The sequence below is a fragment of the Pseudonocardia aurantiaca genome, from assembly GCF_039526725.1.
Taxonomy (GTDB): Bacteria; Actinomycetota; Actinomycetes; order Mycobacteriales; family Pseudonocardiaceae; genus Pseudonocardia; species Pseudonocardia aurantiaca.
Genome location: NZ_BAAAJG010000012.1, coordinates 265,388 through 291,564, shown reverse-complemented (window position 1 = coordinate 291,564; position 26,177 = coordinate 265,388). Strand labels below are relative to the sequence as shown.

The window sequence follows — 26,177 nt, the reverse complement described above, 5'->3', positions numbered from 1 at the left end:
GGAAGAACACCGGGGTGTTGTTGCCGACGATGTCGAAGTTGCCCTGGCTGGTGTAGAACCTCAGCGAGAAGCCACGCGGGTCGCGCCAGGTGTCGGGGCTGCCCCGCTCGCCGGCCACGGTGGAGAACCGGATCAGCGTGTCGGTGCGGGTGCCGGGCTGGAACACCGCCGCCTTGGTGTAGGCGCTGACGTCAGCGGTCACCTCGAAGTAGCCGAACGCGCCGCTGCCCTTGGCGTGCGGCTGGCGCTCCGGGATGCGCTCGCGGTTGAAGTTGGCCATCTGCTCGATCAGGTAGTGGTCCTGCAGCAGGATCGGGCCGTCCGCGCCAACGGTCAGTGAGTGGTCGTCACTCGCGACTGGGGCGCCGCTGTCCGTCGTGGTCGGATTGGGCTGGGCCGCATTGGGCTGGCTGGTGCTCATAAAGGTGCCTTTCCTTTCTTATGACGCGAAATTTGGGCCGTTGTGGCTGTGGCTTTGTTATTCTGGCCAGGCGTTGTTCTGGGATGGCCTCGACGAAATCGGTGCAGACGAAACCGGGGCACGAATTAGCCAGGACGTCGGCGTTCACCGAGTAGCTGCCGGCCGGATCGGCGCCGCGGCTGGCAGCCGCGGCCGTAGCCCGCGATCGCGCGCAGGGCACCTTGGACTCAGGTCAGGCGACGACCTGGTCGGCGGGCCGTCCCAGAACCCGGTGGTCGAGGCAGCGCCACCGGCGCACTGCCCCCGTTGGTTGCGCTGGCTGAGAGGTCACTCGGTCCATGCCGAGCCGGTGATGATGTCCACGAAGTCCGCGCGGGTGAAGTTGGGCGCGAAGTGGGCGAGCACGTCGTCGTTCATGGTTCCGAAGGTGGTGTCGGGGCGGTCCTTCATTCCCTCGTAGAAGGCCTGCAGGATGTTGTTCTTGAAGTCCGGTCGTGGGTGTGCGGCCACGACGGCGGCGACCTCTTCGGCGGTGACCTGGTCGAGGTCCATCCCCAGTACGTCGGTCTCGACGCCGAGGCTGACCAGGGCTGTTTCGGGTTCGAGGTGGTTGGGGACGCCTGGGGTGGTGTGCAGGGCGATGCCCAGCCAGACGGCGCGGGCCTCGGTGGCGCTGCGGCCGTGGTCGAGGAGGAAGTCCCGGGCCAGGTCGGCGCCGTCGACTTCGAAGCGTTGGTCGGTGCGCCGGTAGGCCTCGGTCAGGCCGAGGTCGTGGAACATCGCGCCGACGTAGAGCAGTTCGGGGTCGGCCTCGATCTTGCGGTAGCGGCCCTTCAGGCTCGCGAACAGGAACACGCGGCGGGAGTGGTTGAACAACAGCGGGCTGGTGGCCTTGTGGACGAGCTCGGTGGCCTCGCGGGCCAGCTCGGTGTCGGGAATGTTGATCCCGGCGATCGTCTCGGTCATGTGCTGCACCTTTCTCGGAGGGTTTTGCCTTTAATCCGAGCCTGCTCGCACAGTCGGCGTCGGGCCCCGCGCTGGCGGCCATGCATCACACGATTACGGACAGACCGCACTTGCCTCGGGAGGACGCTCGTGGCTCGCACCGCGCCTCGGGAGAGGTTGCTGCGAGGAGAATGGCTCACTGCCCTGGGCACCGGGCTGCGGCGCCGTGTGTGTGAGCACCGCCGTGGCCACCTCCGTGTGTGCCCGGCGGGGGAGCTCCGCGCCGACCCCGTCGAGGACCCTCAGGATTGCGCCGGGGATCTCCTTGGCCAGCGCCTCCGCGTTACCCACCGGGAAGAACGGGTCGGCTGCGCCGTGCACCACCAGTGTCGGTGCGGTGATCTCCGGGAGCCGTTCGCGCCAGCGCGGCGTGCAGTCCAGCTTTGAGAACATCGTGTTCATCAGACCGTTGCGCGCCGACGCCGGGTGCGGACCGGAGCGGTCGAGGACGCCGGCCGCGTGGGCGCGGGCCTCGGCGGTGTCGAACTGTGGCGAGCCGGAGAACACCCGGGCCGTGGCCACCGCGCCGTCCAGGATCGACGTGCGGTCGGTCCAGTCGACCGGTGGGGCGCTGCCGAAGTGGGCCATGATCGCCGGGGAGTGCTCGGGCAGGTCGTCGTCGACGGGGCCCGGCGCGACCGGGCGAGTGCCGATCAGCACGAGCGAGGCGACCCGCGACGGGTGGTCCAGCGCCAGGAGCTGTGCGATGAAACCGCTGGTCGCGAGGCCCGCGACGTGGGCGCGAGCGATGCCGAGCCCGTCGAGTACGCCGACGGCGTCGGTGACGAGGTCGCGCAGCGTGTAGCCGGGCGAGTCGGGGTCGACGGTGGTCGATCGGCCGGCGTCCCGCAGGTCGTAGCGGATGACGAACCGGCCGGTGAGCCGCTCGACGAGCTCGTCGTCCCAGGCGGCGACGGTGGTGCCGATCAGCAGCAGCGCAGTGTCGGTCGGCGAGCCGACGGTGTCGACGCACAGCTCGACGTCGCCGACCGGAAGAAGAGTCTCCATGCCGACTGGACCCCGCGAGATGGCGCAACTCATCGGTTCTCATCGGCGGCGCCGGCGTCTCGATCCGGACACCGGCCGCTACCGGCGACTCTCGCCACGCCCACCCCAACCGGCGCGGACCTGGAGAGAGGGCCACCGCCGAGACCAAGAACTGGAGGATCCTACGCAAGATCCGCTCCGGCCCGAGCAGGGCAACCGCCCTGGTCAAGGCCGACCAGACCCTGATCCTCGCCTGCTGACTCAGGTTGGAAATGGCTCAGTGCGTCCCAACGCCCGGAAAGGGGTGTGATGCAGATCACAGGCGATGGGGCTCGCCGTTGACCGCCCAAACGGGCTGATAGCTCCTACCAACAGGGTTCAACTCTGGAGGTGGGACGTGACACCACAAGCTCCGACTCCCCACCTCCGCGGCCCCACCTCCCCCGGCCCCAGTACCAGGGCTCGCCGGCGCCCGTGGCCGCCTCATTACGGCATGGGTGCGCACACCGCTGCCCGGAAGGCAGTCACCCCCGGGTTCTGCCTGCCGACCACCCGACAGCACAGCCCCACAACAACAACCCAAGGTGCACGCGCAACACAACCGGTGGAGCGCGAGACCTGGAGCGACGACATGACCGCGAAGCTTGAAAAGCCCAAGAGCGTATCTGCCAAATCGATCAAGAAGCGGGCGAACACGCTCGTCGTCGGACACTGCCGCGACACCGCAAGCGACCACGCTCTCGCCGTCGCCGCAGAACTCGGACGCCAACTCGGCGCCCAACTACACGTCGTCCACGTCGTCGTCCTCGACGACTACCCCATCGACCCAGACGTCGCCGACTGGGAAGAACAAGGCGAATGGATCCTCACCGAAGAACGTCACCACGTCGAGGCCGCCCTCATCCGAACCGGCCTCCCGTGGACCTACCAATCCTGCCGAGGCAACCCAGCCAAAGCACTCGCCGCCGCCGCCGACGAACACAACGCACTCATGATCGTCGTCGGGACCCGCGGCGAAGGACTCCGAGCCGCCCTCTCCCGCCTCGTCCAACCCTCCGTCTCGCACGCCCTCATCGAATACCAACACCGCCCCGTCCTCATCGTCCCACCGACACAACTCAGCTGAGCACAGCAAAATCTCCACCATCGGCGCGGCAGCTCCTGAGCCTTGTGCGATCACATGACGGTTTGGCTCCTGGAGACTGTTCGACGTAGAGCAGCTCGGGGTCGGCCTCGATCTTGCGGTAGCGCCCCTTCAGGCTCGCTGGATCCGCCGATATACGCACCCGACTTCCGGCGCGGATCGCTAGTGTCCCGCGCCGCAAGTCCACCACATATCTCGACGGCCCAGCTCCCCGCTGGGCGCACCGGCGCACGGCCCGAGTACGCCCGGTACGAGGACCGCGCCCCGGCACACCCAGCGGAAACCTGGATCCGCCGATATATGCACCGGACTTCCGGCGCGGGACACTAGTGCGGCGCCGCTGCCCGGATGATGATCCGCTCGCTTCGGGTGTAGACGTTCATGGATCCGCCCCGCACGAACCCGGCGAGCGTGAGGCCCGACGCCTCGGCCAGCTCCACGGCCAGCGACGACGGCGCGGACACGGCAGCGAGCATCGGCACCCCGGCCATCACGGCCTTCTGGACCAGCTCGAACGAGGCGCGCCCGGACACCACGAGCAGCGTGCCGAGCGCGGGGATCCGGCCTTGCAGCAGCGCCCAGCCGAGGACCTTGTCCACGGCGTTGTGGCGGCCGACGTCCTCACGCACGACGAGCAGCGTGCCGTCGGCGGCGAAGAGCCCGGCCGCGTGCAGCCCACCCGTGCGGTCGAACACCTGCTGGCGGCGGCGCAGCTCGTCGGGCAGAGTGGCGACCACCTCGGCGGACACCCGGACCTGGTCACCCGCGGGCAGGTACCGGGAACGCAGACGCACCGCGTCGAGCGAGGCCTTGCCGCAGACCCCGCAGGATGAGGTGGTGTAGAAGTTGCGCTCCACCCCGGTCTCCGGCTCCGGCACGTCCGGGGCCAGGCCGACGTCGAGCACGTTGTAGGTGTTGCGGCCGTCGTCGTCCACCCTGGGGGATGGCATGCCGGCGGAGCTTGCGGAGCCGGCGGGGCGGGTAGGCGTAGCGCAGTACCGGGCGTCGCGGACGTCGGTGACACTCCCGATCACACCCTCGGTGAGCAGGAACCCGTGCGCGAGCTCGACGTCGTGACCGGGCGTCCGCATCGTCACGGCCAGCGCGCGGCCCCCGACCCGCAGCTCCAGCGGTTCCTCGACGGCGAGGGCGTCGGGCCGCATGCGCTCCCCGTCGGGGGTGAGCCGCAGCACCGGACGGCGAGCGATCAGACGCCCCATGGTCACGCTCCAGGGTCGAGGGGGAGAAGCCGGGCGGCGATGGCTGCCGCCGGTCCGGGGTCGACCACCGCGAGCGCGTCGGCCGTCGCAGCGCCGCGCAGCATCGCCGGGCCTGCGTGTCCCACCGGTTCCGCGCCGTACGGGCCGACGCGCACCGGGACCAGCCGGGTACTCGACGGGTGCCGCTCCAGCCCGCCGGGGACGGGTGCGGCCAGCAGCGCAGGCAGCGGCTCGCCGCGGAGCCCGGTGAGCACCGGCACGCCGAGGGTCAGGAACGCCACGAGCGCGGCGAGCGGATTGCCGGGCAGGCCCACGACCAGCCGGTCCCCGGGCAGCCGCGCGAGCGTCTGCGGATGTCCCGGGCGGCAGGCCACCCCGTCGACGACGAGGTCGGCGCCGAGGTCGGCGAGCGCGGCGCGCAGGTGGTCGGCCGGGCCCGCCGCCGACGAGCCGGAGACGAGCACCAGCTCGGCGTCGGCCTCGGCCAGCGCGTCGACGAGCGCGCCGCGAGTGTCGGGCACCCGCACGGCCGGGGTCAACCGGCCCCCGGCCCGCTCGACGAGCCCGGGCAGCATCGGACCGATCGCGTCCCGCACCCGGCCGGGTCCCGGCAGGCCGTGGTCGACCAGTTCGTCGCCCGTGACGAACGCGGTGACGCGGGGGAGCGGGTGGACGAGCAGCGTGTCAAAGCCGAGGGTGGCCGCGAGCCCGAGCAGCGGCGGGTTCACCACCGGGCCCGCGGGCGCCAGCTCCTCGCCGGCCGCGCACTCCTCACCCGCCCGCCGGATGTGGCGGCCCGTGGCTACCGACCCGGTCAGCCCGCGGCCGGTGAGCACGGCGTCCTCGTCGGGGAGCACCGCGTCGGTGCCCGGCGGGACGGCGGCGCCGGTGACGATCGCGCACGCCTGGCCGGGCCGCAGCTCCCGGGCCGGCGGGCTCCCGGCCCGTACCGTGCCCACCACCGTCCACGGCGCCCGGCCGCGCACGGCGTAGCCGTCCATGGCCGAGCGGTCCACGGGCGGCACCGCGCACGGGGCCACCAGCGGTGCCGCGAGCACGGTTCCTGCCGCCTCCGCGAGCGGCACCGCGCACGGCGCGGGCGGCATCGCGGTCGCGTACGCGTGCTCCCGGGCGCCGTCCCACGAGACCGACGTGGATGTCGGCGCGAAGGCCGTGCTCATGCCGCTTCCTCGTTGCGGCCGGTCGATGCCGACACGCGCGCAAGCCTCGGTCATCGCCGCAGCTCCGCGGCTCGGACCGCCAGATCGTCGAGATCCGCGCCGCCTGCGCCCACGTGCGCCACCAGCGCGTTCTTCGTCCGCGGCTCCAGAAGGTGCGCGTGTGCGGGCGACTCCGCGTCGGCCTGCTCCGGGTCGCGGCCGTGGAACTGCACGGCGATCTGGTTCCCTCGTCGCATTCCGCTACCCCGGCACGGGACCGCTGGAGCCATGGACCGCGGACGCGGACGCCCGGGACCCACGCTCGAGGCGCTCTCGCTGAGGGACGACGGTGTACTTCGGGTCCTTGGCCGATGCCACGCCGGCCGCGAACACGCCGAACCGTTGGAGCGCGCTGCCCGCGGCCAGCGCAAGCCCGGCGACCCCGGCAACGGTCCGGTTGCGCCGTCCGAGCAGTGTGCCGACCAGACCGAACACGGTGAGCACCTCGGACCCGCGGCGCAGCCGGTGTGCCCGGCCCGTCGTGTAGGCCTCCCCGACCAGGCCGAGCCGGCTCTCCAGCAGGGATGACGCCGCGAGCTCGGTTGTCGCGCCGCAGATCGCGAACCACCGGGCAGGGGCTGCCTCGTCCACTGGCGTGAACACCATGCCGAGGCCACCGGAGGCGGCCGCCGCCGATCCGGTGAAGACGAACGGAAGCACCTCGCCGGCCTCCTTCCACGCCGGCACGGCCGTGTGCGAGAGCAGCACAGCGGTGTAGGACGCGAGGCCCGGCGCGACGAGCGCGGCGGACATGCCGGCCGGGCGGGCGATCCGGTGCAGCAGCCGGCCGAGCAGAGTCCGGCTGAAGCGGCGCGGCACCAGCTCGTCGATCGCCGCGACTCCCGCACCGGGGCTGAAGGCGGTGACGATCCAGGTGCCGACGCTCATCGGGGACGTGGGCTTGGCGACGCGGAGCATGTGGTGGAACCGTTCGGGCCGGCCGAGGTCGCCGACCAGGAGAACGCCGCTCGCGGTCAAGGCGGCGAGCGAGCCCAGCCGGCCGGCCCGGCGCAACCTCGGTCGGCCGGTGACGTCAGCCCCGGCCGCGAGCACCGCGGATCCGGCCGCGAGCCCGCCGGTGAACAGGTAGGCGGGAACCATCCAATCCCACACCGGAGGCTTGAGCACCGGCCTGCCGTAGTAGGAACGGAACTCCGCCTCCGGCACCATTCGCTGCTCGCGCGCGCCGTCGTGATCGCGACCGCGCTTCGTGTCCGCGGGGGACGGGGCGGAGCGGTCCCCGGTCATCGCCGGGCCCCGAGAAACGCAGCGACGCCGGCGGCCAGGAAGGCGGCCCCGGCAGCGCCGGCGGCCCGCCACATCGCGGGGGCGTCGCGGGTCGGGACGACCGGGTCCGGCGGTAGGCCGTAGACCTCGGGCTCGTCGAGGAGCAGGAAGAATGCACCGGTGCCGCCGACACCGTCGTCGGGGTCGGCTCCGTAGAGGCGGGCCTCGGTGACGCCCCGCTCGTGCAGCTCGTCGACCCGGTTCGCTGCGCGCTCGCGCAGCTCGTCGAGCTCGCCGAACTGGATGGAGTCGGTCGGGCAGGCCTTGGCGCACGCCGGCTCCAGCCCGTCGTGGAGCCGGTCGTAACACAACGTGCACTTGTGTGCCCTGCCGTCGGCGATGCCCCGGTCGATCACGCCGTACGGACAGCCGGAGACGCAGTAGCCGCAGCCGTTGCAGATGTCCTGCTGCACGACGACGGTGCCGAACTCGGTTCGGAACAGCGCGCCGGTGGGGCAGACGTCCAGACAGCCTGCGTGCGTGCAGTGCTTGCAGACGTCGGAGGACATCAGCCAGCGGAAGTCCGTGCGGGTCTCCGCGCCTGTGCCGTCGCCCGGACGCCGGAACGTCGGCATGCCCAGGTCCTCGGGCACCTCCGGAACCTCGAGCGGCGAGGTGCCGAGTTCCCCGCCGCCCCGCTCGGCCGCCCGCAGCCTGCCGGCCACGACCTCGGCCTGCACGGGGCCGGCGGAGACCTCCCCGGTCGGGAGCCCGGCCAGGCCGGAGGTCTGAGCGCCGAGGGGAACGGGCTGCTCGACGAACGCAACGTGTCGCCAGGTACTCGCGCCCAGCGAGCCGGTGTTGTCCATCGACATGCCGAGCAGGTCGAACCCGTCGTCGGGGACGAGGTTCCATTCCTTGCAGGCCACCTCGCAGGCCTTGCAGCCGATGCAGACGGAGGTGTCGGTGAAGAAGCCGACGCGTGGCGGATGGTCGACATGACCGGCGTCACCGGCGACGTCGTGCAACGGCCCGCTCAGGCTGTTCGTGCGCTTCACGATGGCAGCTCCTCCTCGACGTGCGCGACGCCGCTCCCGGTGGCGATGTGTGTGCCGGTCTCGGTGGTGATGCCGGCGCGATCCCGGTACCCGGCGACGTAGTCGAGCAGCGCACGCCCGCGTGGGCGACGACCCGGCTGGATGTCGCAGGTGGCGACCTTGCCCTCCTGGATGAACACGTTGGAGTCGAGGAACACGCCGAGCAGGTCGTTGAACCCGTCTCCGGTCACGAGGCCGACGGTGCCCCAGTGGAAGGGCAACCAGATCTGGTGCAGGGTCCGGCCCTGGACGCGCAGCGGCGCCATCCGGTCGGTCACCATGACCCGGGCCTCGACGGCGGCGCGGCTGGTGATCACGTGTGCCCAGCCGAGGTGGGTCAGCCCGCGCTCGGCGGCGAGCTCCGGAGAGACCTCGACGGTCATCGCGGGCTGCAGTTCGGCGAGGTAGGGCAACATCCTGCTCATGGCGCCTGCGGTGTGGTGCTCGGTGAGCCGGGACGCGGTGAGCACGTACGGGAAGACGTCGAAGTGCGCTTCCGGTGGGGACGGGTTGGAGGGGTTGTCGGGGCGCCCGTAGACCATCCGTGTCGGGTTGCCCTGCTGCGTGTAGAACGGGTTGCGCACGGGCGACTCGTGCGGCTCGTAGTGCGTGGGGAAGGGACCGTCGACCAGCCCCCGGGGTGCGAACAACCACGCCTTGCCGTCGGCCTGCATGATGAACGGGTCGTCGCCACGCAGGGCCTGCGGGCCGGAGGAACCGGCAGGCGGCCGGTAGTCGGGCGGCTTGTTCCGCTCGAAGTCGGGCACGTCGCGACCGGTCCATTCGTCGTTGTCCGGGTCCCACCAGACCAGCGCCTTGCGCTCGCTCCAGGGGCGGCCCTGTGGATCGGCCGAGGCGCGGTTGTAGAGAACCCGCCGGTTGTACGGCCATGCCCACCCCCACTCCAGGGCGGTCTCGTCCTGGTCGAGTCGCGATGTCCGCCGCGCCGCCTGGTTGACGCCCCCGGCGTAGACACCGCTGTAGATCCAGCAGCCGCAGGACGTGGTGCCGTCCGCCTTGAGGTCCATATAGCCGTCCACCAGCCGACCGGTGGTCAGATCGCGCCCGCTCATGTGCTTGAGGACGTCCTCAGCGGACGGCTCGTCGCCATGTACCTCGTAGTGCCAGGCCAGGTCCAGGATCGGCCGGTCCCGGTCGTCGCTCGACCCGGCCAGCCGCTCCCTGATCCGCCGGCCCAGGTGGTAGTAGAACCACAGATCCGAGCGTTGGTCGCCGGTGGGCTCGAGGGCCTTGTCCCGCCACTGCAGCATCCGCTGGGTCTGGGTGAACGAACCTTCCTTCTCCACGTGTGAGGCAGCAGGGAAGAAGAACACCTCCGTACGGCATTTCTCCGTGACGATCTCGCCGGTCTCGATCTCCGGCGCGTCCTTCCAGAACGAGGCGCTCTCGATCATGGCGAGGTCGCGGACCACCACCCAGTCGAGGTTGGCCATTCCGAGGCGCTGCAGCCGACCGTGCGCCGACCCGACGGCCGGGTTCTGGCCGATCAGAAAATAGCCGAAGACCTTCCCGTCGATCATGTCCAGGACGGTGCGATAGGTGCCGTGATCTCCGCTGATCCGCGGCAGGTAGTCGTAGCAGAAGTCGTTCTCGCGCGTGGCCTTGTCGCCCCAGTACTCCTTGAGCAACGACACCATGTACGCATTGGCGTTGCACCAGAATCCTTTCTGGTTCTCACCGCCGCAGATGCTCTCCAGGTAGCTCTCCAGGTCCGGATGAGAGACGGACGAGGGCATCGCCAGGTAGCCGGGAAGCAGGTTGAACAGGGTGGGGACGTCGGTGGAGCCCTGGATGCTCGCGTGCCCCCGCAGCGCGAGGATGCCGCCGCCGGGTCGGCCGATGTTGCCCAGCAGCAGCTGGATGATCGACCCGGCGCGGATGTACTGCGCCCCGACGCTGTGCTGGGTCCACCCGACGCTGTACACCAGCGCGGCTGTGCGTTCCCTCCCCGAGTTGGCGGTCCAGGCCTTGCACACCTCGAGGAACTGCTCCCGAGGGGTGCCGCAGACCTCCTCGACCATCTCGGGGGTGTACCGGGCGAAGTGTCGCTTGAGGACCTGGTAGACGCATCGCGGATGGCGCAGTGTCGGGTCCGAGGTGATGTCCCCCGCCACCCCGCCCAGTGTCGGCCCAGCCCCACCGTGCGTGTCGCCCCGCGCGCGCTGCTTGGCCTCCGCCGGCCCCTCCCGTGCTGCCGAGGTCTCGGTCGGGTCTATCCCCTCGTAGTGCCAGGACGCGGGGTCATACGTCGCCGTTGCCGGGTCGTACCCGCTGAACAGCCCGTCCAGGTCCTCGGTGTCCTGGAAGTCCTCGCGGACCAGGTGGGCAGCGTTGGTGTAGGCGACGACGTACTCCCGGAAGTCCAGCTCGTTGCTCAGGATGTAGTTGATCACTCCGCCCAGGAAGGCCAGGTCGCTCCCGGCGCGGAGCGGCACGTGCGCGTCGGCCACGGCGCTGGTGCGGCTGAACCGGGGATCGATGTGAAAAACCCGCGTCCCCCTGGCCTTTGCCTCGATCACCCACTGGAACCCCACCGGGTGCGCTTCGGCCATGTTCGAGCCCATGATCACGATGCAGTCGGAGTTGACCAGGTCCTGCTGGGGGTTGGTGGCGCCGCCGCGGCCGAAGGAGGCTCCCAGACCGGGAACCGTGGCGGAGTGTCAAATACGGGCCTGGTTCTCGATCTGGATCGCACCCAGGGCCGTGTACAGCTTCTTGATCAGGTAGTTCTCTTCGTTGTCCAGTGTTGCTCCGCCGAGGTGGGCGATGCCCATCGTGCGACGGAGCCGGTTGCCCTGGTCGTCGTGGTCCTGCCAGCCCTTGGCCCGGGCGTCCAGCACCCGATCCACGACCATGTCCATGGCCGCGTCGAGCTCGAGCTCACTCCAGTCTGTGCAGTAGGGAGCCCGATAGAGCACCTTCTGCTCCCGCTGCGGGCCGGTGACCAGCTGCTTGCTCGCCGATCCCTTGGGGCACAACCGACCACGCGAGATGGGGCTGTCGGCGTTGCCCTCGATCTGGATCACTTTCTCGTCGGTAACGAAAACATTCTGAGCACAACCAACCGCACAATACGGGCAAACGGACTTAACGATCCGATCTGCGGTTGCTGTCCGTGCCTGCATGGCAGCCGAAAGTGGTGACTCCGCAGCTGCACCACGGCCCAGCCGGTCGGGTCCAGTCAGCTGACGGTATATCGGCCACGAGCTGAGCCAGCGAGGCACACCCATGCGCTTTCTCCGTCCGGAGATCAATCAACGGCTGCTGCCAGGCGCCGACGCAACCGCTTCCTAGGACACCATGCGATGGCAGGAGATACAACCCGCGGCGAACCGGATGCGTACGGCCCTCGTCGCCCGGGCAGTGAATCATCCGAACATGGGGTGACGCATGTTTATTCGCGCGCGGGCCAACTCGACGAGTTAATGGCGGGTGTGCGCGATGTTGCCGACGCTACGGCGTGGCGTCGTTGCCCAGGATGGCAGCCAGGCTGTCTCGGCCGGGCGCGAAGTGGGCGAGCACGTCGTCGTTCATGGTTCCGAAGGTGGTGTCGGGGCGGTCCTTCATCCCGTCGTAGAACGCCCGCAGGATGTTGTTCTTGAAGTCCGGTCGTGGGTGTGCCGCCACGACGGCCGCGACCTCTTCGGCGGCGACCTGGTCGAGGTCCATCCCCAGCACGTCGGTCTCGATGCCGAGGCTGACCAGGGCCGTCTCGGGTTCGAGGTGGAGAGGTTGCTGCGAGGAGTGCGTCCGACCGCCCGGAGAGGTGTGATTCAGGTCACAGGCGATGGGGCTCGCCGTTGACCGCCCACACGGGCTGATGGCTCCTACCAACAGGGTTTAACTCTGGAGGTGGGACGTGACACCACAAGCTCCGACTCCCCACCTCCGCGGCCCCACCTCCCCCGGCCCCAGCACCAGGGCTCGCCGTCGCCCGTCGCCACCAGATCACGGCCTGGGGTGCACGCACCGCTGCCCGGAAAGTCAGCCACCCCCGGGTTCTGCCTGCCGACCACCCGACAGCACAGCCCCACAACAACAACCCAAGTTGCACGCGCAACACAACCGGTGGAGCGCGAGACCTGGAGCGACGACATGACCGCGAAGCTTGAAAAGCCCAAGAGCGTATCTGCCAAATCGAGCAAGAAGCGGGCGAACACGCTCGTCGTCGGACATTGCCGCGACACCACAAGCGACCACGCCCTCGCCGTCGCCGCAGAACTCGGACGCCAACTCGGCGCCCAACTACACGTCGTCCACGTCGTCGTCCTCGACGACTACCCCATCGACCCAGACGCCGCCGACTGGGAAGAACAAGGCGAATGGATCCTCACCGAAGAACGTCACCACGTCGAAGCCGCCCTCATCCGAAGCGGCCTCCCGTGGACCTACCAATCCTGCCGAGGCAACCCAGCCAAAGCACTCGCCGCCGCCGCCGACGAACACAACGCACTCATGATCGTCGTCGGGACCCGCGGCGAAGGACTCCGAGCCACCCTCTCCCGCCTCGTCCAACCCTCCGTCTCACACGCCCTCATCGAATACCAACACCGCCCCGTCCTCATCGTCCCACCAACACAACTCAGCTGGGCACAGCAAAATCTCCACCATCGGCCGGGCGGCTCATCCTGACCCGGGGTTCTCCCGGGCGTTGATGTGGACCAGGCGAACCACGCAATCCAGCAACTGCTGGAAGCGCTCGGCCGTGGGCACGAGCCCGTGCTCCACCTCGACCCGGCATTCCAGCCAGCTGACGTTCGGCGGGCGCGAGCCCCGCGTGAAGTCAATTGGGGGAACGAACCTGACATGCGGGAGCCAGCTGTGGGGACCGTGCCCGAGGCCTGCGATCTCGGCGAGCAGCCCAGCCCCGGACAGGCGTTGCTCCAGTTCCGGGTCCGGCGGGGGTAACCCGATGAACTGGCCCAACCGCCCGGCGAGGAACGATTCCGAGTCGAGTGATGCGGTGAACACGAGTTGGTCCTTGGCGAACGGGTTCAGGCTGACCCTCCGCCGTTGGCAGTTCCACGGCTGGCGTCCGTTCAGGCCGACGCACCTGACGACGAACTGGTTCACGGGACTCGACGGATCGTCGCTGCCTGCCGGTCGAGGGTCAGTCGTTTCGCTCCAGGCCTCGATGTGGAATCCCTGATAGCCGCCGCGCAGATGCAGCTTGCTGGTGCCGGGAGTGCTGGTGAGTGGCCCGTTGCCCACCGTCGCGGCCGTCATGATTGGAGCCAGCGCGGCGAGGCCGGTGTGGACCCGGGCCCTCCTCGCTCGCGGTCGACCGACAACGAGGTAGTAGCCGATCGCCGCGATGCCGATCAAGCCCAGCGTTTCGACGATCACGGCGCACCCTCGACGTCAGCCTCTCGGCGCGTCTCGACAGACGCCGGCGCAGCCGGTTGCGCGAGCCTGTCCAGGCAACCGCGACGGCCGCAGCCCAATGCCGCCCACCCCATCGTCCTCCAACCCGAGCCGAGGCCGGTTCAGCAGCTGAACCGGAGGTTCCGCAGGATCCGGATGATCTCGCAGTTTCGCCCCCCGACGCCACCCCGGAGCCAAGGAATGGGAGCAATGGCCCCAAGCGCCGGACACTGACGCGACGAGAGTGCCGGGCCCGGTCCGGGGTTCACAGGAAGTAGCGCATGGCCACGTAGATCCGGGCCAGCGCGGTGGAGAAGGTCGTGACGGCGATGCCGTACTTCGTGAACTGCCAGAACGAAATGCAATGGCCGGTGCGGGCGGCGATGGGATGTCCGGCCCGAGGTCGCGGCCGGCAACGGTGATCGCAACGCCAAGGACCGGTGAGGAGCTCCGCCCCCGACTCACCCGCTCTGCGCTCGACCCACCGGGTGGGGATCATGTGCATGGCCGATGGCCCGCTCGCAGCAGGTCGCGCGGTGATCGGTCGCGGACGGTCGGACACGCTTCGGGATGAGGGTGGCTCCTGGAGACTGTTAGTGGCGGATGTGCGCGATGTCGCCGTCGCTACGGCGTGGCGCCGTCGCCCAGGATGGCAGCCAGGCTGACTCGGGGAGCGGTGTCAGGCTTGCGAAGTGGTTGATGATCGCCCGGAGTCCTGGGTGTGGATTCGTTCTGGGGAAGATGAGCGAGAGCGGGTATGCGAGCGTCGGATTCACGATCGGGATGCGGCGTATGTCGTAGTTCGTCGGCCAGATGTACCGGTCGCGCGCGCCTACGAGGGTGGCCACGTCTGCGGAGTCCGCGAGGGCGTCCAGGAGTACCTCGTTGCCGAAGTTCGGGCCGGCGGCGTCGATGCGGAGGTCGAAGTCGGTGGCGAGCTGATCGTAGAACTCTGCCCATTCGCTTCGCGGCGCGATACCCGGCACCCAGATCCGGTGCTGGCGCAGCTGGGGTGGTGTCAGTGCTCGTGCGGAGGCGAGCGGATGTCTCGGACCGACGAGGAGTTCCAGCGGGGAGTCGAACGCGTGGATCATGTGCACGTCGCGCGGCAGCGTGGCCGGGTCGGTGACCGTGCGGAACGAGGCATCGATATCGCCCGCTTGGACGGCCGTGACCGCCACGCGCGGGTCGTTGACCCTGAGGGTCACCACGTCGAGGTCGGTTTCGGGATGCGACCGCCAATATTCGTGCAGGACGACAGCCTGCGCGGATCGCAGGCCGAGAACGTCGACCCGAAGGGCTCGCGAGCCCGGCCTGATCGCGGTGACGGCGCGATCGACACCCGTGATGATGTTCCGGGCGTGCGGGAGGAAGGCTTGGCCGTCGAATGTCAGCTCGACCCCTCGGGCGGTGCGGATGAACAACCGGACGTCGAGTTCGCGCTCGAGGGTTGCGATCCGCTTCGACACGGCCTGCTGCGTCACGCCGAGCTCGTCGGCCGCACGTTGCAGCTGTCCGAGTTCGGCCGCGCGGACGAACGATCGCACCGCCTCGGTATCCATTGATCCAGTTTAAGTGCCCAACTGATCGTTGTGGCTCGCCGGGAGCCGGTTGTTTGATCACGCGACGGTGCGGCTGATGTGATTCAGCGACCCGAACATCGGTTGTCGCAAGGGAGTCGCATGCGCGTGCAGTTGGGGCGCAGTTTCGGTTGGCTGTGGTCGGCCTACGCCGTCAGTACATACGGTACGTGGATTGCCTTCGGAGCGTTCCCGCTGATCGCGGTTCAAGTGCTGCACTCGCCGGCATTCGCGGTTTCCCTTCTACAGGCGGCCGGGCTTGCCGTCGCGGCGATTGTTGCGTTGTCGCTCGGGCCATGGGTCGAGCACCGGGCCAAGCGTCCGGTGATGATCGCGATGGACCTGATCCGGTTCGCCGCGATGGCGAGTGTTCCGATCGCGTACGTCCTCGGCTTGCTGTCCTACGGCCAACTGCTGGTCGTCTCGGTCATCTCCGGGACCGCGAGCATCGCCTTCACCGCCGCATCCGGCGCGTATCTGAAACATCTCGTCCGCAGCGACCACCTCCTTGTGGCGAACGGGAGATTCGAGGGCACGAGCTGGATGGCGACCGCGGCAGGCCCGCCCCTCGGTGGCGCGCTCATCGGGGTGCTCGGCCCGGTCATCACTGTCATGGCCGACGCCCTCAGCTACCTGCTGTCCGCGCTCGGGGTCCTCCGCATCCGCGGGGGCGACGTCGCAGCACCCCGCGACCCGGCCACCGGGTTGCGCAGAGCCGACCTTCTGGCCGGCTGGCGGTTCATCCTCCACGACCGCGTACTGCGGCGCCTGTTCCTCAACTCGATCCTGGTCGGCGGCCTGATCATGGCCACCGTCCCGCTTCTGGCCGTCCTCCTGCTGGGCCAGTACCACTTCCCGGCCTGGCAATACGGTCTTGCCTTCGGCATCCCGGCACTCGGCGGCTTCGTGGGCGCCCGCCTCTCCGCACACCTCGTCGCCCGTTACGGTCGGCACCGGGTCATGATCGTCTCCGGCTGGCTGCGATCGGTCTTCCCGCTCGGTCTCGCATTCACCCATCCCGGCATCCCCGGGCTCCTCACCGTGATCATCGTCGAAGGCCTGCTGATCACCTGCATGGGCATCTTCAACCCGATCTATGCCACAGAACGCCTGCAACGCACTCCCGCGGATCACGCCGCGCAAGTCCTCAGCACGTGGAGTGTCAGCAGCAAACTCGTACAAGCCACCCTCATGGTGATCTGGGGAATCCTCGCCACACTCACCAGCCCCCTCGCCGCGATCACCATCTCCGGCGTCCTCCTGCTCGCCACCCCGCTCCTGCTGCCCAAACAGGCACACATGCCCGACCCCGAGCCCGCGGCCCGGGCCCGGGCCCGGCAACGCTGATCCCGCTGACCCGCAACGAGATCGCCCACCTCACGGCCACGATCACCCGCCCCGCGCACGACACCAGGCAGCGACTGCTCCTGGACACGCTGGCGCCGCCGTCAGCGGCACCGATCAAAGCTTGAGCGCCCGAAGCCATTCGTGTGCAATCCCTCCGTCCTCGGCGGTGATCGAGTGGCCGACCGGCAGCAAATGGTGGTTCACCAGCGCTCCAGCACGACGCAGCCGTTCGGCCAGTCGTAGGCCATCGCCGGACGATCTGCGGCTGTCTTTCGCACCGTCGATGATCAGGACTGGCGTACTGTCCAGACGGTAGGGGGGATCGTGGGTGAAAGGGGAAAGGGGTCGGAACAGGATCGCGCCCGCCAGCAGGCCAGGATGGGTCATCAACAGGGCTGCGGCCATGATTGCACCGTTGGAGAAGCCGATTGCCATAGGCCGTCTAGTGAGGTTGTAGCCGGCGCAGGACGTTTCAATGAATTCCGCCAGCACCGGTACTCTGGCCGCAATGTCTGCCTCGTCCACCCGGCGATCTGGAAAGCGATGAAAGAAGGCATGACCCCCGCCCATGGCAACTGTTCCACGGATGCCGAGCTTCGTCGCCCCTGGCGCTAATTCGTCGGCCAGTGGCATTAGATCGGATTCGGTGCCGGCTGAGCCATGTAGCAGAACGAGCGGCGCTCTGGTGGTATCGGTGCCGGCGAGGAAGCTGTGGGCGTGTGTCGGTTTTGGCATAGGGCCAAGGCTATTGGGTTGGTAATAGCCAATCATGCACGACACCCCGCCGATCACCTCGGAGTCGACGCGGACCCACCGGTGATCCCGCCGATGCCAGTACTCAGTGATCCAGTGCAGGCGCCGCCGCCGCTCACGGCGGACAGGTTCCTCCGCTGACCACACCCGATCAGCCCGCGGGCGAACCGAGGTGGAAGACGCTCCCACCCGTCTTGGGGGAGGACGCCACAGGCGGGACTGCGGCTGGATGCGCATGTGTGTGCAGAGCCGGCGACGACGTCCAGCCCGACCACCGCGCGACTCCAGGCTCTGCACACATCCACGCACCCGCCACCGCCGTGAGGTGAACATCAGAGCGGTCCAATCAAGATCCAACAGCCCTGGTGTGCATGTCACGGCCCGCGGACAAGTAGCTGGACGCGTATGAGTGGCGAGCGGCACGGCGCATCGCCTTCACCCCGGACGTGGTCGCTGAACCGCCCGCGCGCAGGTCTTCATGGCACGCCTGCCCGACCGCGCGCCGCATCGAGCTCGTAGGCCCAAGACGCGTCTACAACCGAGCCGTGAGTTCCGGCGAGATTGTCGTGGCGCCTGACCGGCGACACTCGCCATCGTGGGTTCACCTCACCATCGCGGGACCGGGATCACTCCTCCTCGCCGTTGACGACGTCGGTGTGCTCGGCGGCGAGGTGGTTGGTGACGGTCTCGGCGATGTCGCCGAAGACGTCGAGCTGCTGCGGGGTGAGCAGGTCGGCGAAGCAGTGTCGGACAGCGGTGAGGTGCGTCAGGGCCGCGGCCTGGATCGCGGCCAGGCCCGCATCGGTGAGGACGACGTCGAAGCCCCGGGCGTCCCCCTCGCTGGGAGCGCGTTCTACGGTGCCCCGCGCCTCCATGCGCGCGATCTGCCGGGACAGCCGGCTGCGCTCCCACCGCAACGACCGGCCCAGGTCACGGGCGCGGATCCGCCGGCCCGGCGCTTCGGACACTCGCACGAGCACCTCGTAGTCGGCCCAGCTCAGGCCAGCCTCCTGGCCCAGCTGCCGGGCCAGCCGGGCGGTGAGCTCGGCGCGCATGCGGTTGAAGCCGCGCCAGGCCCGCATCTCGCGTTCGTCCAACCAGGCGGGTTCCACGCCGCCCACCCTACTTGTTGACATGGAATCAAACTGCACTAGCCTTTGTTGACATAGAATCAAACCGCCGCGACCGGTTTCCCGCGGCAGCAGGCGCGGCCCCAAGGCCGCCGTCCGGCAACCGTGAGGGCCGGCCGTGGACGGTCGCCACATCGGAAGAGGAGCACCGCCATGATCAGGATCGGCATCATCCTCGGCAGCACCCGCCCCAACCGGAACGGCGAGCAGGTCGCCAAGTGGGTCGACGACGTCGCCTCCCGTCGCGACGACGCCGAGTTGGAGCTGGTCGACCTGCTCGACTACCCGCTGCCCCACCTGGACGAGCCGCTGCCGCCGTCGTTCGGCCAGTACCAACACGAACACACAAAGCGCTGGGCGGAGAAGATCGCCTCGTTCGACGGCTTCGTCATGGTCACCCCGGAGTACAACCACAGCACGTCCGGGGTGCTGAAGAACGCGATCGACTACCTGTACGCCGAGTGGCACAACAAGGCCGTCGGGTTCGTCTCCTACGGCAGCGTCGGCGGCGCCCGGGCCGTCGAGCACCTGCGGCTGATCGCCGGCGAGCTGCAGATGGCGGACGTGCGCCAGCAGGTGACACTGTCGCTGCTGACCGAGTTCGAGGACTTCCACGTGTTCCGCCCCGGCGCCCACAACGTGGCCGCGCTGGACACGCTGCTCGACCAGGTCGTCGCGTGGAGCACCGCGCTGGCCCCGCTGCGCGCCGCGCCCGTGGCCGCCTGAAAAGGGTTGGGGATCATCGTGGCTACCGTGGCTGACCTGCTGTCAGCGAACCTGCACCGTGTGTTCGCCAACCGTGACGAGTCGTCCCGCCAAGCGGCCATTCGCGACGTCTACGCGGAGGATGTCGAGTTCAGCGACCCGGAGGAGGTCGTGACCGGCTGGGCCGCCCTGGGGGCGAAGGCTGGCGACCTGCTGGGGCGTGTTCCGGACACGTACGTGTTCGAGGAGGACAGCCCGAAGTACGTCGGACCGGACTTCGGGGCGTTGGCGTGGGCGTTCGGGCCAGCCGGCGCCCCCGTGGTCCGAGGCATCGACGTGATCACGGTCCGGGACGGGAGGATCACGACCGTGCGCACGGTGTTCGTGGAAGGCCAGCCCACTCCGGGCTGAAGGGCCGGATTCCGGGATCACAGTTCGACCAGTGCCTACAGCTGGTCATTGATCAGCCGTGACGGCGGGGAAGACACCGGCGAGGCCATGCGCGGCACCCGGCGCCACCGGGTCGCGATCAGACAGAGCCCTACGTTCTACTTCTGCGACCGGGGCGGAGGCCGACACCGAGGAGACGTTTCGGGAGGCGGCCGCGGTCGGCAACCCGCACGTGAGCTGCGTGAGCGCCACCCGGGCGACGTGGTGTGGGAACGAACGTGCTGGCCGCGTGGGCGGGCGCTGTTGCTAAAAAGTTGGTCACAACCGACCGACATGGAGTACCGAATGCGCGGATCGTAGCGCGGAGCGGATTTACAGAGCGCTGTCATATCGGCTCTGACCTGCGGTGGACGCTGCTCCACCTGTTGCGTCCGTGCATTGTCCGCGTGGGTTGTTCTTGCTCCATGCATGCTGGGTCGAGGTGGAGATCCCCACCCCGCCGCATCCCCCTGATCTCCGAAGCGGTGTTTGACGCGGGACGGAGCCCGGCTCCTTCCGTGATACGACAGAACGAGATCGAAACGGGAGGTCGATGATGCAGGTGATGGAGCTGACGGCCGATGAGGTGGCTGACCTCGTCGAGCAGTTTTGGTCGCTGGGCGGCGAGAGTGTCGATCTCGGGCTTGGTCGGCTGGTGAGGTCGCCGGCCGCTCCGGGCCATCCGCTCGAGAACTTCCTCACCTCGCTCAGAGTCGGCTCCGAGGATCAGCTCGTCTCACTCCTGGCAGACGTCGAAGCGATCACTGGCGCACCCTGCCGACGGGTCCTCATCTCGCCGCGCACTCCACCGGCCGTCGAAGCGCTGCTCGTGCTGAACGACTGGTCGCTCGACACGCAACTTCAGTTCGTGCTCCCGGCGTCGGTCGCCATCGAGCCAGCCACCTTGATGTTGGAACTCGCCCAGGACGACGAGGATTGGCGGGCAATCGAGGGACTGTTCAGGATCGACCACATCGAGGAAGACCGCCGAGCCGGGCGCGCGGTGCGATCTGTCTCGGAGACCTGCGCGGCGGTGCTGCTCCGACGGGGTCTCACACCGGCCACCTACTTCGTCGCGCGTCACGATTCCCGGGCGGTCGGTTGCATCGGGGTGTGGACCCGCTCTGATGGCGCAGCCATGATCGAGGATGTCTTCGTGCACCCCGAGGCGCGTGGCGAGGGGATCGCGACCCAGATGCTGCGCTTCGTGATCCGAACCGCCCGCGAGCGGGGCTCGCGGCCAGTACTGATCGGTGCCGAGGCAGACGACACCCCGAAGCACCTCTACGCCCGATTCGGGTTCCGGCCCACCGCTGTCACGCGCAGCTACTCGGCAAGCCGGGCCGGGTAGCTGGCCCGAGCGCCACCGGAGGCGGCGCACTTGATCTTACAGAGGCGTCGATCCGACCCGAACTCACCGCGTTGCTCCACGAGCGCATCGCGGCGTACAGGACCGGTCCGGATGGCCGGCTGTTCCCGGGGGAGCGCGCCCCGGAGCTGCCCAAGCTCACGTACAACTTGGACGTGTATTGGCCGTAGATGGCCGCAAACGGCCGGTGCGCCCCGGACGTGGCCGGCACAACAGGATCGGCCCCTCACTCTGTTCCTGCAGGTGAGGGACCGTTTCTGCTGGTGATCCGGATGGTGCCCCCGGCAGGATTCGAACCTGCGCTCCCGCCTCCGGAGGGCGGTGCTCTATCCCCTGAGCTACGGGGGCCGTGCTACTTCCTCAAACCCTACCCCACCCCTCGATCTACATCGGCAGCGGCTGCCCTCCGCGCTCCGCGAGGAGTTGGCGCAGGTAGTCGGTCTCCGCCGTCTGCGACCGCAGCATCTGCGACGCGAGGTTGCGCACCTGCGGCACGTCGGCGTGCGTCGCGCCGTACTCCAGCATCGGCGCCCCGCCTTGGTGGTGGCGGAGCATCAGCTGCAGGAACATCACGTCGAGCTGCTGGCCGGTGGCGGCGCGCAGGGCAGCGAGTTCGGCGCTGCTCGCCATGCCCGGCATGGTGGCGACGCCGCCGGTCGGGGTGGCGGAGTGGTCGTGGGAGGGCTCCGTCATCCACGCCATGTGCCCGCCGACGGGCAGCGGCGCGGCGTTCCACAGCTCCAGCCAGCCCTGCATGCGGCCGATCTGGCCCGTCTGGGTGGCCTCGATGTCGGAGGAGAGCTGGGCCAGGACGGGATCGGTGGTGTGGTCGCGCTCCCACGACGCCATCTCGACGGCCTGCTGGTGATGCACGCTCATGTCCTGCGCGAACCCGACGTCCACGGACCCGGACGTGGGCACCTGCGAGTCGGACGAGCCGGGCCTGCCGAGCAGCAGTCCGCCCGCGGCGCCGAGAAGCAGGAGCCCGATGACGGCGGCGACGGCGAGGACCGGCCGGACCCACCGCGCCTCGCGCGGCTCGTCCGGCGTCTGGTCCTCGGGTGCCTGGGTGGGGCTGCTCACCACCACTCCCATCATGAACCCGTCGGCGGCGCGTCCGGGGCGACGCCGACGCCGTCCGTCGTCTCCGGTTGGGAGCCCGGCGTGCCGGGGGCCGGCGCGGGTGCGAACGGCGGCGGGGCGTCCCGGGAGAAGCCGCCGGGGCCGATCTCGTTGCAGCTCGCGTTCGGCTCGGGGTGCTGGTACTGGTTCACCCGGAGCGCGGCGATGAACTGGTCGATCCGCGGGTCGTTCGCGTCGGTCAGCTTGAGCTGGTGGCCCCACGACTGCAGCGAGATGGGCTGGTCGAGGCCGGGGTAGGGCGACATCAGCGTGTAGGGCTGGTTGTCGACCTTGTCGCTGAGGGTCTGTAGGGCGGCACCCGTGACCTGGTCCGGGTTGTAGGCGATCCAGACGGCGCCGTGCTCGAGCGAGTGCACCATGTTCTCGCTGCGCACCGCCTGCGGGTAGACGACGCCGTTGCAGGCGGCCCAGCTGTAGTCGTGGGCCCCGCCGAAGGGCGGGCTGTGCGTGTAGGCCACCTGCACGTTCGGGTCGACGTGCTGGCCGCCCGGGTACTGGATGACCTGGACGCCCGGGATCTGCGTCGACGGGTCCTGGTTCTGCGCAGTGGGGGTGAACGGGGCGAGCGCGTCGGCCTTCGCCTGGTTCTCCTCGTTACGCATGAAGGCGTACCCGAAGACGGCGACGGCGAACAGCACGACCACCAGGACCGCAGCGATCATGCCCCACGGGGTGGACTTGCGCTGGACCGTCCTGCCGCGCGAGTTGCGCGCCGCCTTGCTCGTCTTGCCGCTGACCATCGTCCGTCCAGACCTCGGAGTCGGGAATCCGCACGAGCCGTCACAAGGACAGCCCTTGCCGCCGCGCAGTGTAGGAGCGCCGCCTGAGAAACCGGCAGGCAGCATCCTCCGAAGGCGCTGTCAAGGGGCCCGAAGCCGCCAGGCGGGGGCACTCGGCGGAACCAATAGACTCGTGAGGTGACCCCCGCAGCACTCGAAGACCTGGTCCGTGCCACCGCGTCGGATGTGCTGACGCGCCGTGGCCTGGATCTCGCCGTGCTGCCCGGGGACGTGGGCGTGGAGCGCCCCCGCCACCCCGAGCACGGCGACTACGCCACCAACGTCGCCATGCGCACCGCGAAGAAGGCCGGTATCCCGCCGCGTGAGCTGGCCGGGTGGCTGGCCGAGGCGCTGATGGCGCAGCCGGGCATCGCGAGCGCCGAGGTGGCCGGGCCGGGCTTCATCAACCTCCGGCTGGCCGCCGACGCCCAGGGCGCGATCGTGGGTGAGGTGCTCGCGGCAGGCACCGCGTACGGCACGGGTGACGAGTACTCGGGCCGCAACGTCAACCTCGAGTTCGTCTCGGCCAACCCCACCGGGCCGCTGCACCTCGGCGCGGCGCGCTGGGCCGCGGTCGGCGACGCGCTGGGCCGCGTGCTGGTGGCGCGGGGCGCGAAGGTCACGCGCGAGTACTACTTCAACGACGCCGGCGCGCAGATCGACCGGTTCGTCGACTCGCTCATCGCCGCGGCGCTTGGCCAGACCACCCCGGAGAACGGGTACGGCGGCGCGTACATCGCCGAGATCGCGCAGCGTGTGGTCGCCGCGGAGCCGGGGGCGCTCGACCTGCCGGACGGCGAGCGCCGCGAGGCGTTCCGCCGGGTGGGCGTCGGTCTGATGTTCGACGAGATCAAGCGCGCGCTGCACGACTTCGGCACCGACTTCGACGTGTACTTCCACGAGCAGTCGCTGCACGAGTCCGGCGCCGTGGACGCCGCGATCCAGCGGCTCAAGGAGTCCGGCAACCTGTACGAGGCCGACGGCGCCTGGTGGCTGCGCTCCACCGAGCACGGCGACGACAAGGACCGCGTGGTCGTCAAGAGCGACGGCAACCCGGCCTACATCGCGGGTGACCTCGCCTACCTGCTGGACAAGCGCTCGCGCGGCTTCGACCTGTGCATCTACATGCTGGGCGCCGACCACCACGGCTACATCGCGCGGCTCAAGGCGGCCGCGGCGGCGTTCGGCGACGACCCGGCCGTGGTCGAGGTGCTGATCGGGCAGATGGTCAACCTCGTCAAGGACGGCCAGCCGGTGCGGATGAGCAAGCGCGCAGGCAACACCGTCACGATGGACGACCTCGTGGAGGCCGTCGGCGTGGACGCCGCGCGCTACTCGCTGGTGCGCTCCTCCGTGGACTCCTCGGTCGACATCGACCTCGACCTGCTCGTCAAGCGCAGCAACGACAACCCGGTCTTCTACGTGCAGTACGCGCACGCCCGGCTCGCGTCGCTCGAGCGCAACGCCGCCGACCTCGGGGTGGAACCCGGCACGGGGTACGGGCTGCTGGAGCATCCGCGCGAGGGCGACTTGATCCGCACCATCGGGGAGTACCCGGCCGTCGTCGCCACGGCGGCGGAGCTGCGGGAGCCGCACCGCGTGGTCCGCTACCTGGAGCAGCTGGCGAGCGCCTACCACAAGTTCTACGACGCGTGCCGCGTGCTGCCGATAGGCGACGAGGAGGTCACCGATCTCCACCGGGCCCGGCTCGGCCTGTGCGGAGCCGCACGTCAGGTGCTCGCCAACGGCCTCGGGCTGCTGGGCGTCTCGGCTCCGGAGCGGATGTGAGATGAGGGCACATCCGGCCGGCCCCCTTCACGCCGGCATCACGCTCCCGCCCGAGACCGCGGGGCCGCGTCCGCTCGACGCCGCCGGGCTCGATGAGATCGCGCCGTCGGTCTGGCCCCGGGGCGCCGCCCGCGGCGACGACGGCGCGCTCCGCGTCGCAGGCGTCGACGTCCGCGAGCTGGCCGAGACCTACGGCACGCCGCTCTTCGTCGTGGACGAGGCCGACTTCCGCTCCCGGGCGGCCGAGTTCGCCGCCTCGTTCGGCGCCGACGCCGTGCACTACGCGTCCAAGGCGTTCCTGTGCACCGAGGTGGCCCGCTGGGTCGCCGAAGAGGGCCTGAGCCTCGACGTCGCGAGCGACGGCGAGCTGGCCGTCGCGCTGCGGGCGGGCTTCCCGCCGGAGCGGATTGCCGTGCACGGCAACAACAAGTCGATCACCGAGCTGGTCGCCGCCGTCGAGGCGGGCGTGGGCCGGATCGTCGTCGACTCGTTCCTCGAGATCGCCCGGCTCGACGCGGTGGCGCGCGAGCGCGGGGTGGTCGTGCCGGTGATGGTCCGCGTGACCGTGGGCGTCGAGGCGCACACCCACGAGTTCATCGCCACCGCCCACGAGGACCAGAAGTTCGGTTTCTCGCTCGCGGCGGGTGAGGCCAGCGACGCGGCGGAGGCCGTACGGCGGGTGCTCGCCTCCGACTCGCTGGAGCTGGTGGGGCTGCACAGCCACATCGGCAGCCAGATCTTCGACACCGAGGGCTTCCAGGTCGCTGCGCACCGCGTGGTGCGGTTCCTCGGGCAGTTGCACAAGGAGCACGGCGGCGACGCGCTGGCGGCGCTCACCACCCTCGACCTCGGCGGCGGGTTCGGCATCGCCTACCGCGCCGACGAGACGCCGGTGGACGTCGCCGAGCTGGCAGAGGAGCTGCGCGGCATCGTCAAGAACGAATGCCACGCCGCCGACCTGGACGTCCCCCAGATCGCGGTCGAGCCCGGCCGCGCGATCGCCGGGCCCGGCACGGTCACCCTCTACGAGGTCGGCACGCTCAAGGATGTGCCGCTCGGTGGTTCGTCCGCCAGACGCTACGTGAGCGTCGACGGCGGGATGAGCGACAACATCCGCACCGCCCTCTACGACGCGGTGTACGACTGCCGGCTCGTCTCGCGCTCGTCCGAGCGCGACGGGAGCGGCGAGTCGGTCCTGTCGCGGGTGGTCGGCAAGCACTGCGAGAGCGGCGACATCGTCGTGCGCGACTGCTGGCTGCCCGCCGACCTGGCCCCCGGCGACCTGCTCGCCGTCGCCGCCAGCGGCGCCTACTGCTACTCGATGGCCAGCAACTACAACCGCCTGCCCCGCCCCGCGGTCGTCGCGGTGCGCGACGGCGAAGCGCGGGTGTTGCTGCGCCGGGAGACCCCGGAGGACCAGTTCCGCCTCGAGGTCACGGCATGATCGG

General features: G+C 69.5%; 25 protein-coding genes, 1 tRNA gene and 2 riboswitches. Of the genes, 8 read left to right on the top strand and 18 right to left on the bottom strand.

The features are described 5' to 3' along the window. The 3 genes from ABD143_RS21235 to ABD143_RS21225 all read right to left on the bottom strand — a co-directional run. On the bottom strand, window positions 1-421 hold a 421-nt coding region (locus tag ABD143_RS21235; protein WP_343981067.1), incomplete at its 3' end, for a catalase. 327 nt (window positions 422-748) lie between these two features. Further along, complete coding sequence (locus tag ABD143_RS21230; protein ID WP_343981064.1) at window positions 749-1,387, bottom strand: HD domain-containing protein; 639 nt, start codon at window positions 1,385-1,387, stop codon at window positions 749-751. 93 nt (window positions 1,388-1,480) lie between these two features. Further along, the gene (locus tag ABD143_RS21225) at window positions 1,481-2,434 is read right to left on the bottom strand and encodes an alpha/beta fold hydrolase (protein ID WP_343981061.1); all 954 of its coding nucleotides are present in this window, start codon (window positions 2,432-2,434) and stop codon (window positions 1,481-1,483) included. A gap of 291 nt (window positions 2,435-2,725) precedes the next feature. Continuing rightward, window positions 2,726-2,788, top strand: a riboswitch (Fluoride riboswitch). Between the two features lie 256 nt (window positions 2,789-3,044). Here ABD143_RS21225 and ABD143_RS21215 point away from each other — a divergent pair. After that, window positions 3,045-3,539 (top strand): universal stress protein, encoded by a 495-nt coding sequence (locus ABD143_RS21215; protein ID WP_343981058.1) that lies wholly within the window; start codon window positions 3,045-3,047, stop codon window positions 3,537-3,539. A gap of 344 nt (window positions 3,540-3,883) precedes the next feature. On the opposite strand, the gene fdhD is transcribed toward ABD143_RS21215, so the two are convergent. From fdhD to ABD143_RS21180, 7 genes are all read right to left on the bottom strand, one after another. Further along, entirely contained in the window at window positions 3,884-4,777 is an 894-nt protein-coding gene (gene fdhD, locus ABD143_RS21210; protein WP_343981055.1) for a formate dehydrogenase accessory sulfurtransferase FdhD, read from the bottom strand. Window positions 4,778-4,779: 2 nt separating this feature from the next. Then, window positions 4,780-5,958: a molybdopterin molybdotransferase MoeA gene (locus ABD143_RS21205; RefSeq protein WP_343981053.1), complete on the bottom strand. Its 1,179-nt coding sequence runs from the start codon at window positions 5,956-5,958 to the stop codon at window positions 4,780-4,782. A gap of 50 nt (window positions 5,959-6,008) precedes the next feature. Further along, a complete protein-coding gene (locus ABD143_RS21200) occupies window positions 6,009-6,194 on the bottom strand; it encodes a hypothetical protein (RefSeq protein WP_343981050.1) in 186 nt (61 codons plus the stop codon). A 4-nt stretch (window positions 6,195-6,198) separates the two neighbouring features. Beyond that, window positions 6,199-7,245: an NrfD/PsrC family molybdoenzyme membrane anchor subunit gene (nrfD, locus tag ABD143_RS21195; protein WP_343981046.1), complete on the bottom strand. Its 1,047-nt coding sequence runs from the start codon at window positions 7,243-7,245 to the stop codon at window positions 6,199-6,201. Then, entirely contained in the window at window positions 7,242-8,282 is a 1,041-nt protein-coding gene (locus ABD143_RS21190) for a 4Fe-4S dicluster domain-containing protein (protein ID WP_343981043.1), read from the bottom strand. Before ABD143_RS21190 ends, nrfD begins: the two co-directional genes overlap by 4 nt. Next, the gene (gene fdh, locus ABD143_RS21185; RefSeq protein ID WP_343981040.1) at window positions 8,279-11,572 is read right to left on the bottom strand and encodes a formate dehydrogenase; all 3,294 of its coding nucleotides are present in this window, start codon (window positions 11,570-11,572) and stop codon (window positions 8,279-8,281) included. Before fdh ends, ABD143_RS21190 begins: the two co-directional genes overlap by 4 nt. Window positions 11,573-11,795: 223 nt before the next feature. Further along, on the bottom strand, window positions 11,796-12,020 hold the full coding sequence (locus ABD143_RS21180) for a hypothetical protein (protein ID WP_343981037.1): 225 nt from the start codon (window positions 12,018-12,020) through the stop codon (window positions 11,796-11,798). A 96-nt stretch (window positions 12,021-12,116) separates the two neighbouring features. After that, window positions 12,117-12,179, top strand: a riboswitch (Fluoride riboswitch). A gap of 258 nt (window positions 12,180-12,437) precedes the next feature. On the opposite strand from ABD143_RS21180, the gene ABD143_RS21175 reads away from it, so the two are divergent. Continuing rightward, complete coding sequence (locus ABD143_RS21175; RefSeq protein ID WP_343981034.1) at window positions 12,438-12,974, top strand: universal stress protein; 537 nt, start codon at window positions 12,438-12,440, stop codon at window positions 12,972-12,974. On the opposite strand, the gene ABD143_RS21170 is transcribed toward ABD143_RS21175, so the two are convergent. The 3 genes from ABD143_RS21170 to ABD143_RS21160 all read right to left on the bottom strand — a co-directional run bounded on the left by ABD143_RS21170 (window position 12,966) and on the right by ABD143_RS21160 (window position 15,268). Then, on the bottom strand, window positions 12,966-13,667 hold the full coding sequence (locus ABD143_RS21170; RefSeq protein ID WP_343981031.1) for a hypothetical protein: 702 nt from the start codon (window positions 13,665-13,667) through the stop codon (window positions 12,966-12,968). The two genes, ABD143_RS21175 and ABD143_RS21170, sit on opposite strands and share 9 nt — an antisense overlap. A gap of 304 nt (window positions 13,668-13,971) precedes the next feature. Continuing rightward, window positions 13,972-14,205 (bottom strand): hypothetical protein, encoded by a 234-nt coding sequence (locus ABD143_RS21165; RefSeq protein ID WP_343981028.1) that lies wholly within the window; start codon window positions 14,203-14,205, stop codon window positions 13,972-13,974. A gap of 94 nt (window positions 14,206-14,299) precedes the next feature. Further along, window positions 14,300-15,268: a LysR family transcriptional regulator gene (locus ABD143_RS21160; protein WP_343981025.1), complete on the bottom strand. Its 969-nt coding sequence runs from the start codon at window positions 15,266-15,268 to the stop codon at window positions 14,300-14,302. Between the two features lie 120 nt (window positions 15,269-15,388). Between ABD143_RS21160 and ABD143_RS21155 the strand changes: the two genes are divergently transcribed. Continuing rightward, entirely contained in the window at window positions 15,389-16,633 is a 1,245-nt protein-coding gene (locus ABD143_RS21155) for an MFS transporter (RefSeq protein WP_343981023.1), read from the top strand. 114 nt (window positions 16,634-16,747) lie between these two features. On the opposite strand, the gene ABD143_RS21150 is transcribed toward ABD143_RS21155, so the two are convergent. Further along, entirely contained in the window at window positions 16,748-17,404 is a 657-nt protein-coding gene (locus ABD143_RS21150; RefSeq protein WP_343981020.1) for an alpha/beta hydrolase, read from the bottom strand. Between the two features lie 608 nt (window positions 17,405-18,012). Further along, window positions 18,013-18,498 (bottom strand): MarR family winged helix-turn-helix transcriptional regulator, encoded by a 486-nt coding sequence (locus ABD143_RS21145; RefSeq protein WP_343981017.1) that lies wholly within the window; start codon window positions 18,496-18,498, stop codon window positions 18,013-18,015. A 171-nt stretch (window positions 18,499-18,669) separates the two neighbouring features. On the opposite strand from ABD143_RS21145, the gene ABD143_RS21140 reads away from it, so the two are divergent. The 3 genes from ABD143_RS21140 to ABD143_RS21130 all read left to right on the top strand — a co-directional run bounded on the left by ABD143_RS21140 (window position 18,670) and on the right by ABD143_RS21130 (window position 21,001). Next, window positions 18,670-19,242, top strand: coding sequence for an NADPH-dependent FMN reductase (locus ABD143_RS21140; RefSeq protein ID WP_343981014.1), 573 nt, complete (start codon window positions 18,670-18,672; stop codon window positions 19,240-19,242). A 27-nt stretch (window positions 19,243-19,269) separates the two neighbouring features. Then, window positions 19,270-19,632, top strand: coding sequence for a nuclear transport factor 2 family protein (locus tag ABD143_RS21135; protein WP_343981011.1), 363 nt, complete (start codon window positions 19,270-19,272; stop codon window positions 19,630-19,632). Window positions 19,633-20,203: 571 nt separating this feature from the next. Then, window positions 20,204-21,001, top strand: a complete 798-nt coding sequence (locus ABD143_RS21130; protein WP_343981008.1) for a GNAT family N-acetyltransferase — start codon at window positions 20,204-20,206, stop codon at window positions 20,999-21,001. 291 nt (window positions 21,002-21,292) lie between these two features. On the opposite strand, the gene ABD143_RS21125 is transcribed toward ABD143_RS21130, so the two are convergent. The 3 genes from ABD143_RS21125 to ABD143_RS21115 all read right to left on the bottom strand — a co-directional run bounded on the left by ABD143_RS21125 (window position 21,293) and on the right by ABD143_RS21115 (window position 22,902). Beyond that, window positions 21,293-21,367, bottom strand: a tRNA-Arg gene (locus tag ABD143_RS21125). A gap of 36 nt (window positions 21,368-21,403) precedes the next feature. Then, a complete protein-coding gene (locus ABD143_RS21120; RefSeq protein ID WP_343981005.1) occupies window positions 21,404-22,102 on the bottom strand; it encodes a DUF305 domain-containing protein in 699 nt (232 codons plus the stop codon). Between the two features lie 11 nt (window positions 22,103-22,113). Beyond that, window positions 22,114-22,902, bottom strand: a complete 789-nt coding sequence (locus ABD143_RS21115) for a thioredoxin-like domain-containing protein (protein WP_343981002.1) — start codon at window positions 22,900-22,902, stop codon at window positions 22,114-22,116. 177 nt (window positions 22,903-23,079) lie between these two features. Between ABD143_RS21115 and argS the strand changes: the two genes are divergently transcribed. Together argS and lysA are read left to right on the top strand one after the other, a co-directional pair. Then, a complete protein-coding gene (gene argS / locus ABD143_RS21110; RefSeq protein WP_343980999.1) occupies window positions 23,080-24,729 on the top strand; it encodes an arginine--tRNA ligase in 1,650 nt (549 codons plus the stop codon). Window position 24,730: 1 nt separating this feature from the next. Beyond that, window positions 24,731-26,173, top strand: coding sequence for a diaminopimelate decarboxylase (gene lysA / locus ABD143_RS21105; RefSeq protein WP_343980996.1), 1,443 nt, complete (start codon window positions 24,731-24,733; stop codon window positions 26,171-26,173). The last annotated feature ends 4 nt before the right edge of the window (window positions 26,174-26,177 follow it).

Excerpts from the sequence above, each read along its gene's own strand:
- ABD143_RS21215 (WP_343981058.1), top strand. The coding sequence starts at position 3,045 with ATGACCGCGAAGCTTGAAAAGCCCAAGAGCGTATCTGCCAAATCGATC.
- ABD143_RS21175 (WP_343981034.1), top strand. The coding sequence starts at position 12,438 with ATGACCGCGAAGCTTGAAAAGCCCAAGAGCGTATCTGCCAAATCGAGC.
- ABD143_RS21140 (WP_343981014.1), top strand. The coding sequence starts at position 18,670 with ATGATCAGGATCGGCATCATCCTCGGCAGCACCCGCCCCAACCGGAAC.
- ABD143_RS21230 (WP_343981064.1), bottom strand. The coding sequence starts at position 1,387 with ATGACCGAGACGATCGCCGGGATCAACATTCCCGACACCGAGCTGGCC.
- ABD143_RS21205 (WP_343981053.1), bottom strand. The coding sequence starts at position 5,958 with ATGAGCACGGCCTTCGCGCCGACATCCACGTCGGTCTCGTGGGACGGC.
- ABD143_RS21115 (WP_343981002.1), bottom strand. The coding sequence starts at position 22,902 with ATGGTCAGCGGCAAGACGAGCAAGGCGGCGCGCAACTCGCGCGGCAGG.
- ABD143_RS21160 (WP_343981025.1), bottom strand. The coding sequence starts at position 15,268 with ATGGATACCGAGGCGGTGCGATCGTTCGTCCGCGCGGCCGAACTCGGA.
- lysA (WP_343980996.1), top strand. The coding sequence starts at position 24,731 with ATGAGGGCACATCCGGCCGGCCCCCTTCACGCCGGCATCACGCTCCCG.
- ABD143_RS21150 (WP_343981020.1), bottom strand. The coding sequence starts at position 17,404 with ATGATTGGCTATTACCAACCCAATAGCCTTGGCCCTATGCCAAAACCG.
- ABD143_RS21130 (WP_343981008.1), top strand. The coding sequence starts at position 20,204 with ATGATGCAGGTGATGGAGCTGACGGCCGATGAGGTGGCTGACCTCGTC.
- nrfD (WP_343981046.1), bottom strand. The coding sequence starts at position 7,245 with ATGACCGGGGACCGCTCCGCCCCGTCCCCCGCGGACACGAAGCGCGGT.
- ABD143_RS21200 (WP_343981050.1), bottom strand. The coding sequence starts at position 6,194 with ATGCGACGAGGGAACCAGATCGCCGTGCAGTTCCACGGCCGCGACCCG.
- fdhD (WP_343981055.1), bottom strand. The coding sequence starts at position 4,777 with ATGGGGCGTCTGATCGCTCGCCGTCCGGTGCTGCGGCTCACCCCCGAC.
- ABD143_RS21225 (WP_343981061.1), bottom strand. The coding sequence starts at position 2,434 with ATGGAGACTCTTCTTCCGGTCGGCGACGTCGAGCTGTGCGTCGACACC.
- ABD143_RS21155 (WP_343981023.1), top strand. The coding sequence starts at position 15,389 with ATGCGCGTGCAGTTGGGGCGCAGTTTCGGTTGGCTGTGGTCGGCCTAC.
- ABD143_RS21165 (WP_343981028.1), bottom strand. The coding sequence starts at position 14,205 with ATGATCCCCACCCGGTGGGTCGAGCGCAGAGCGGGTGAGTCGGGGGCG.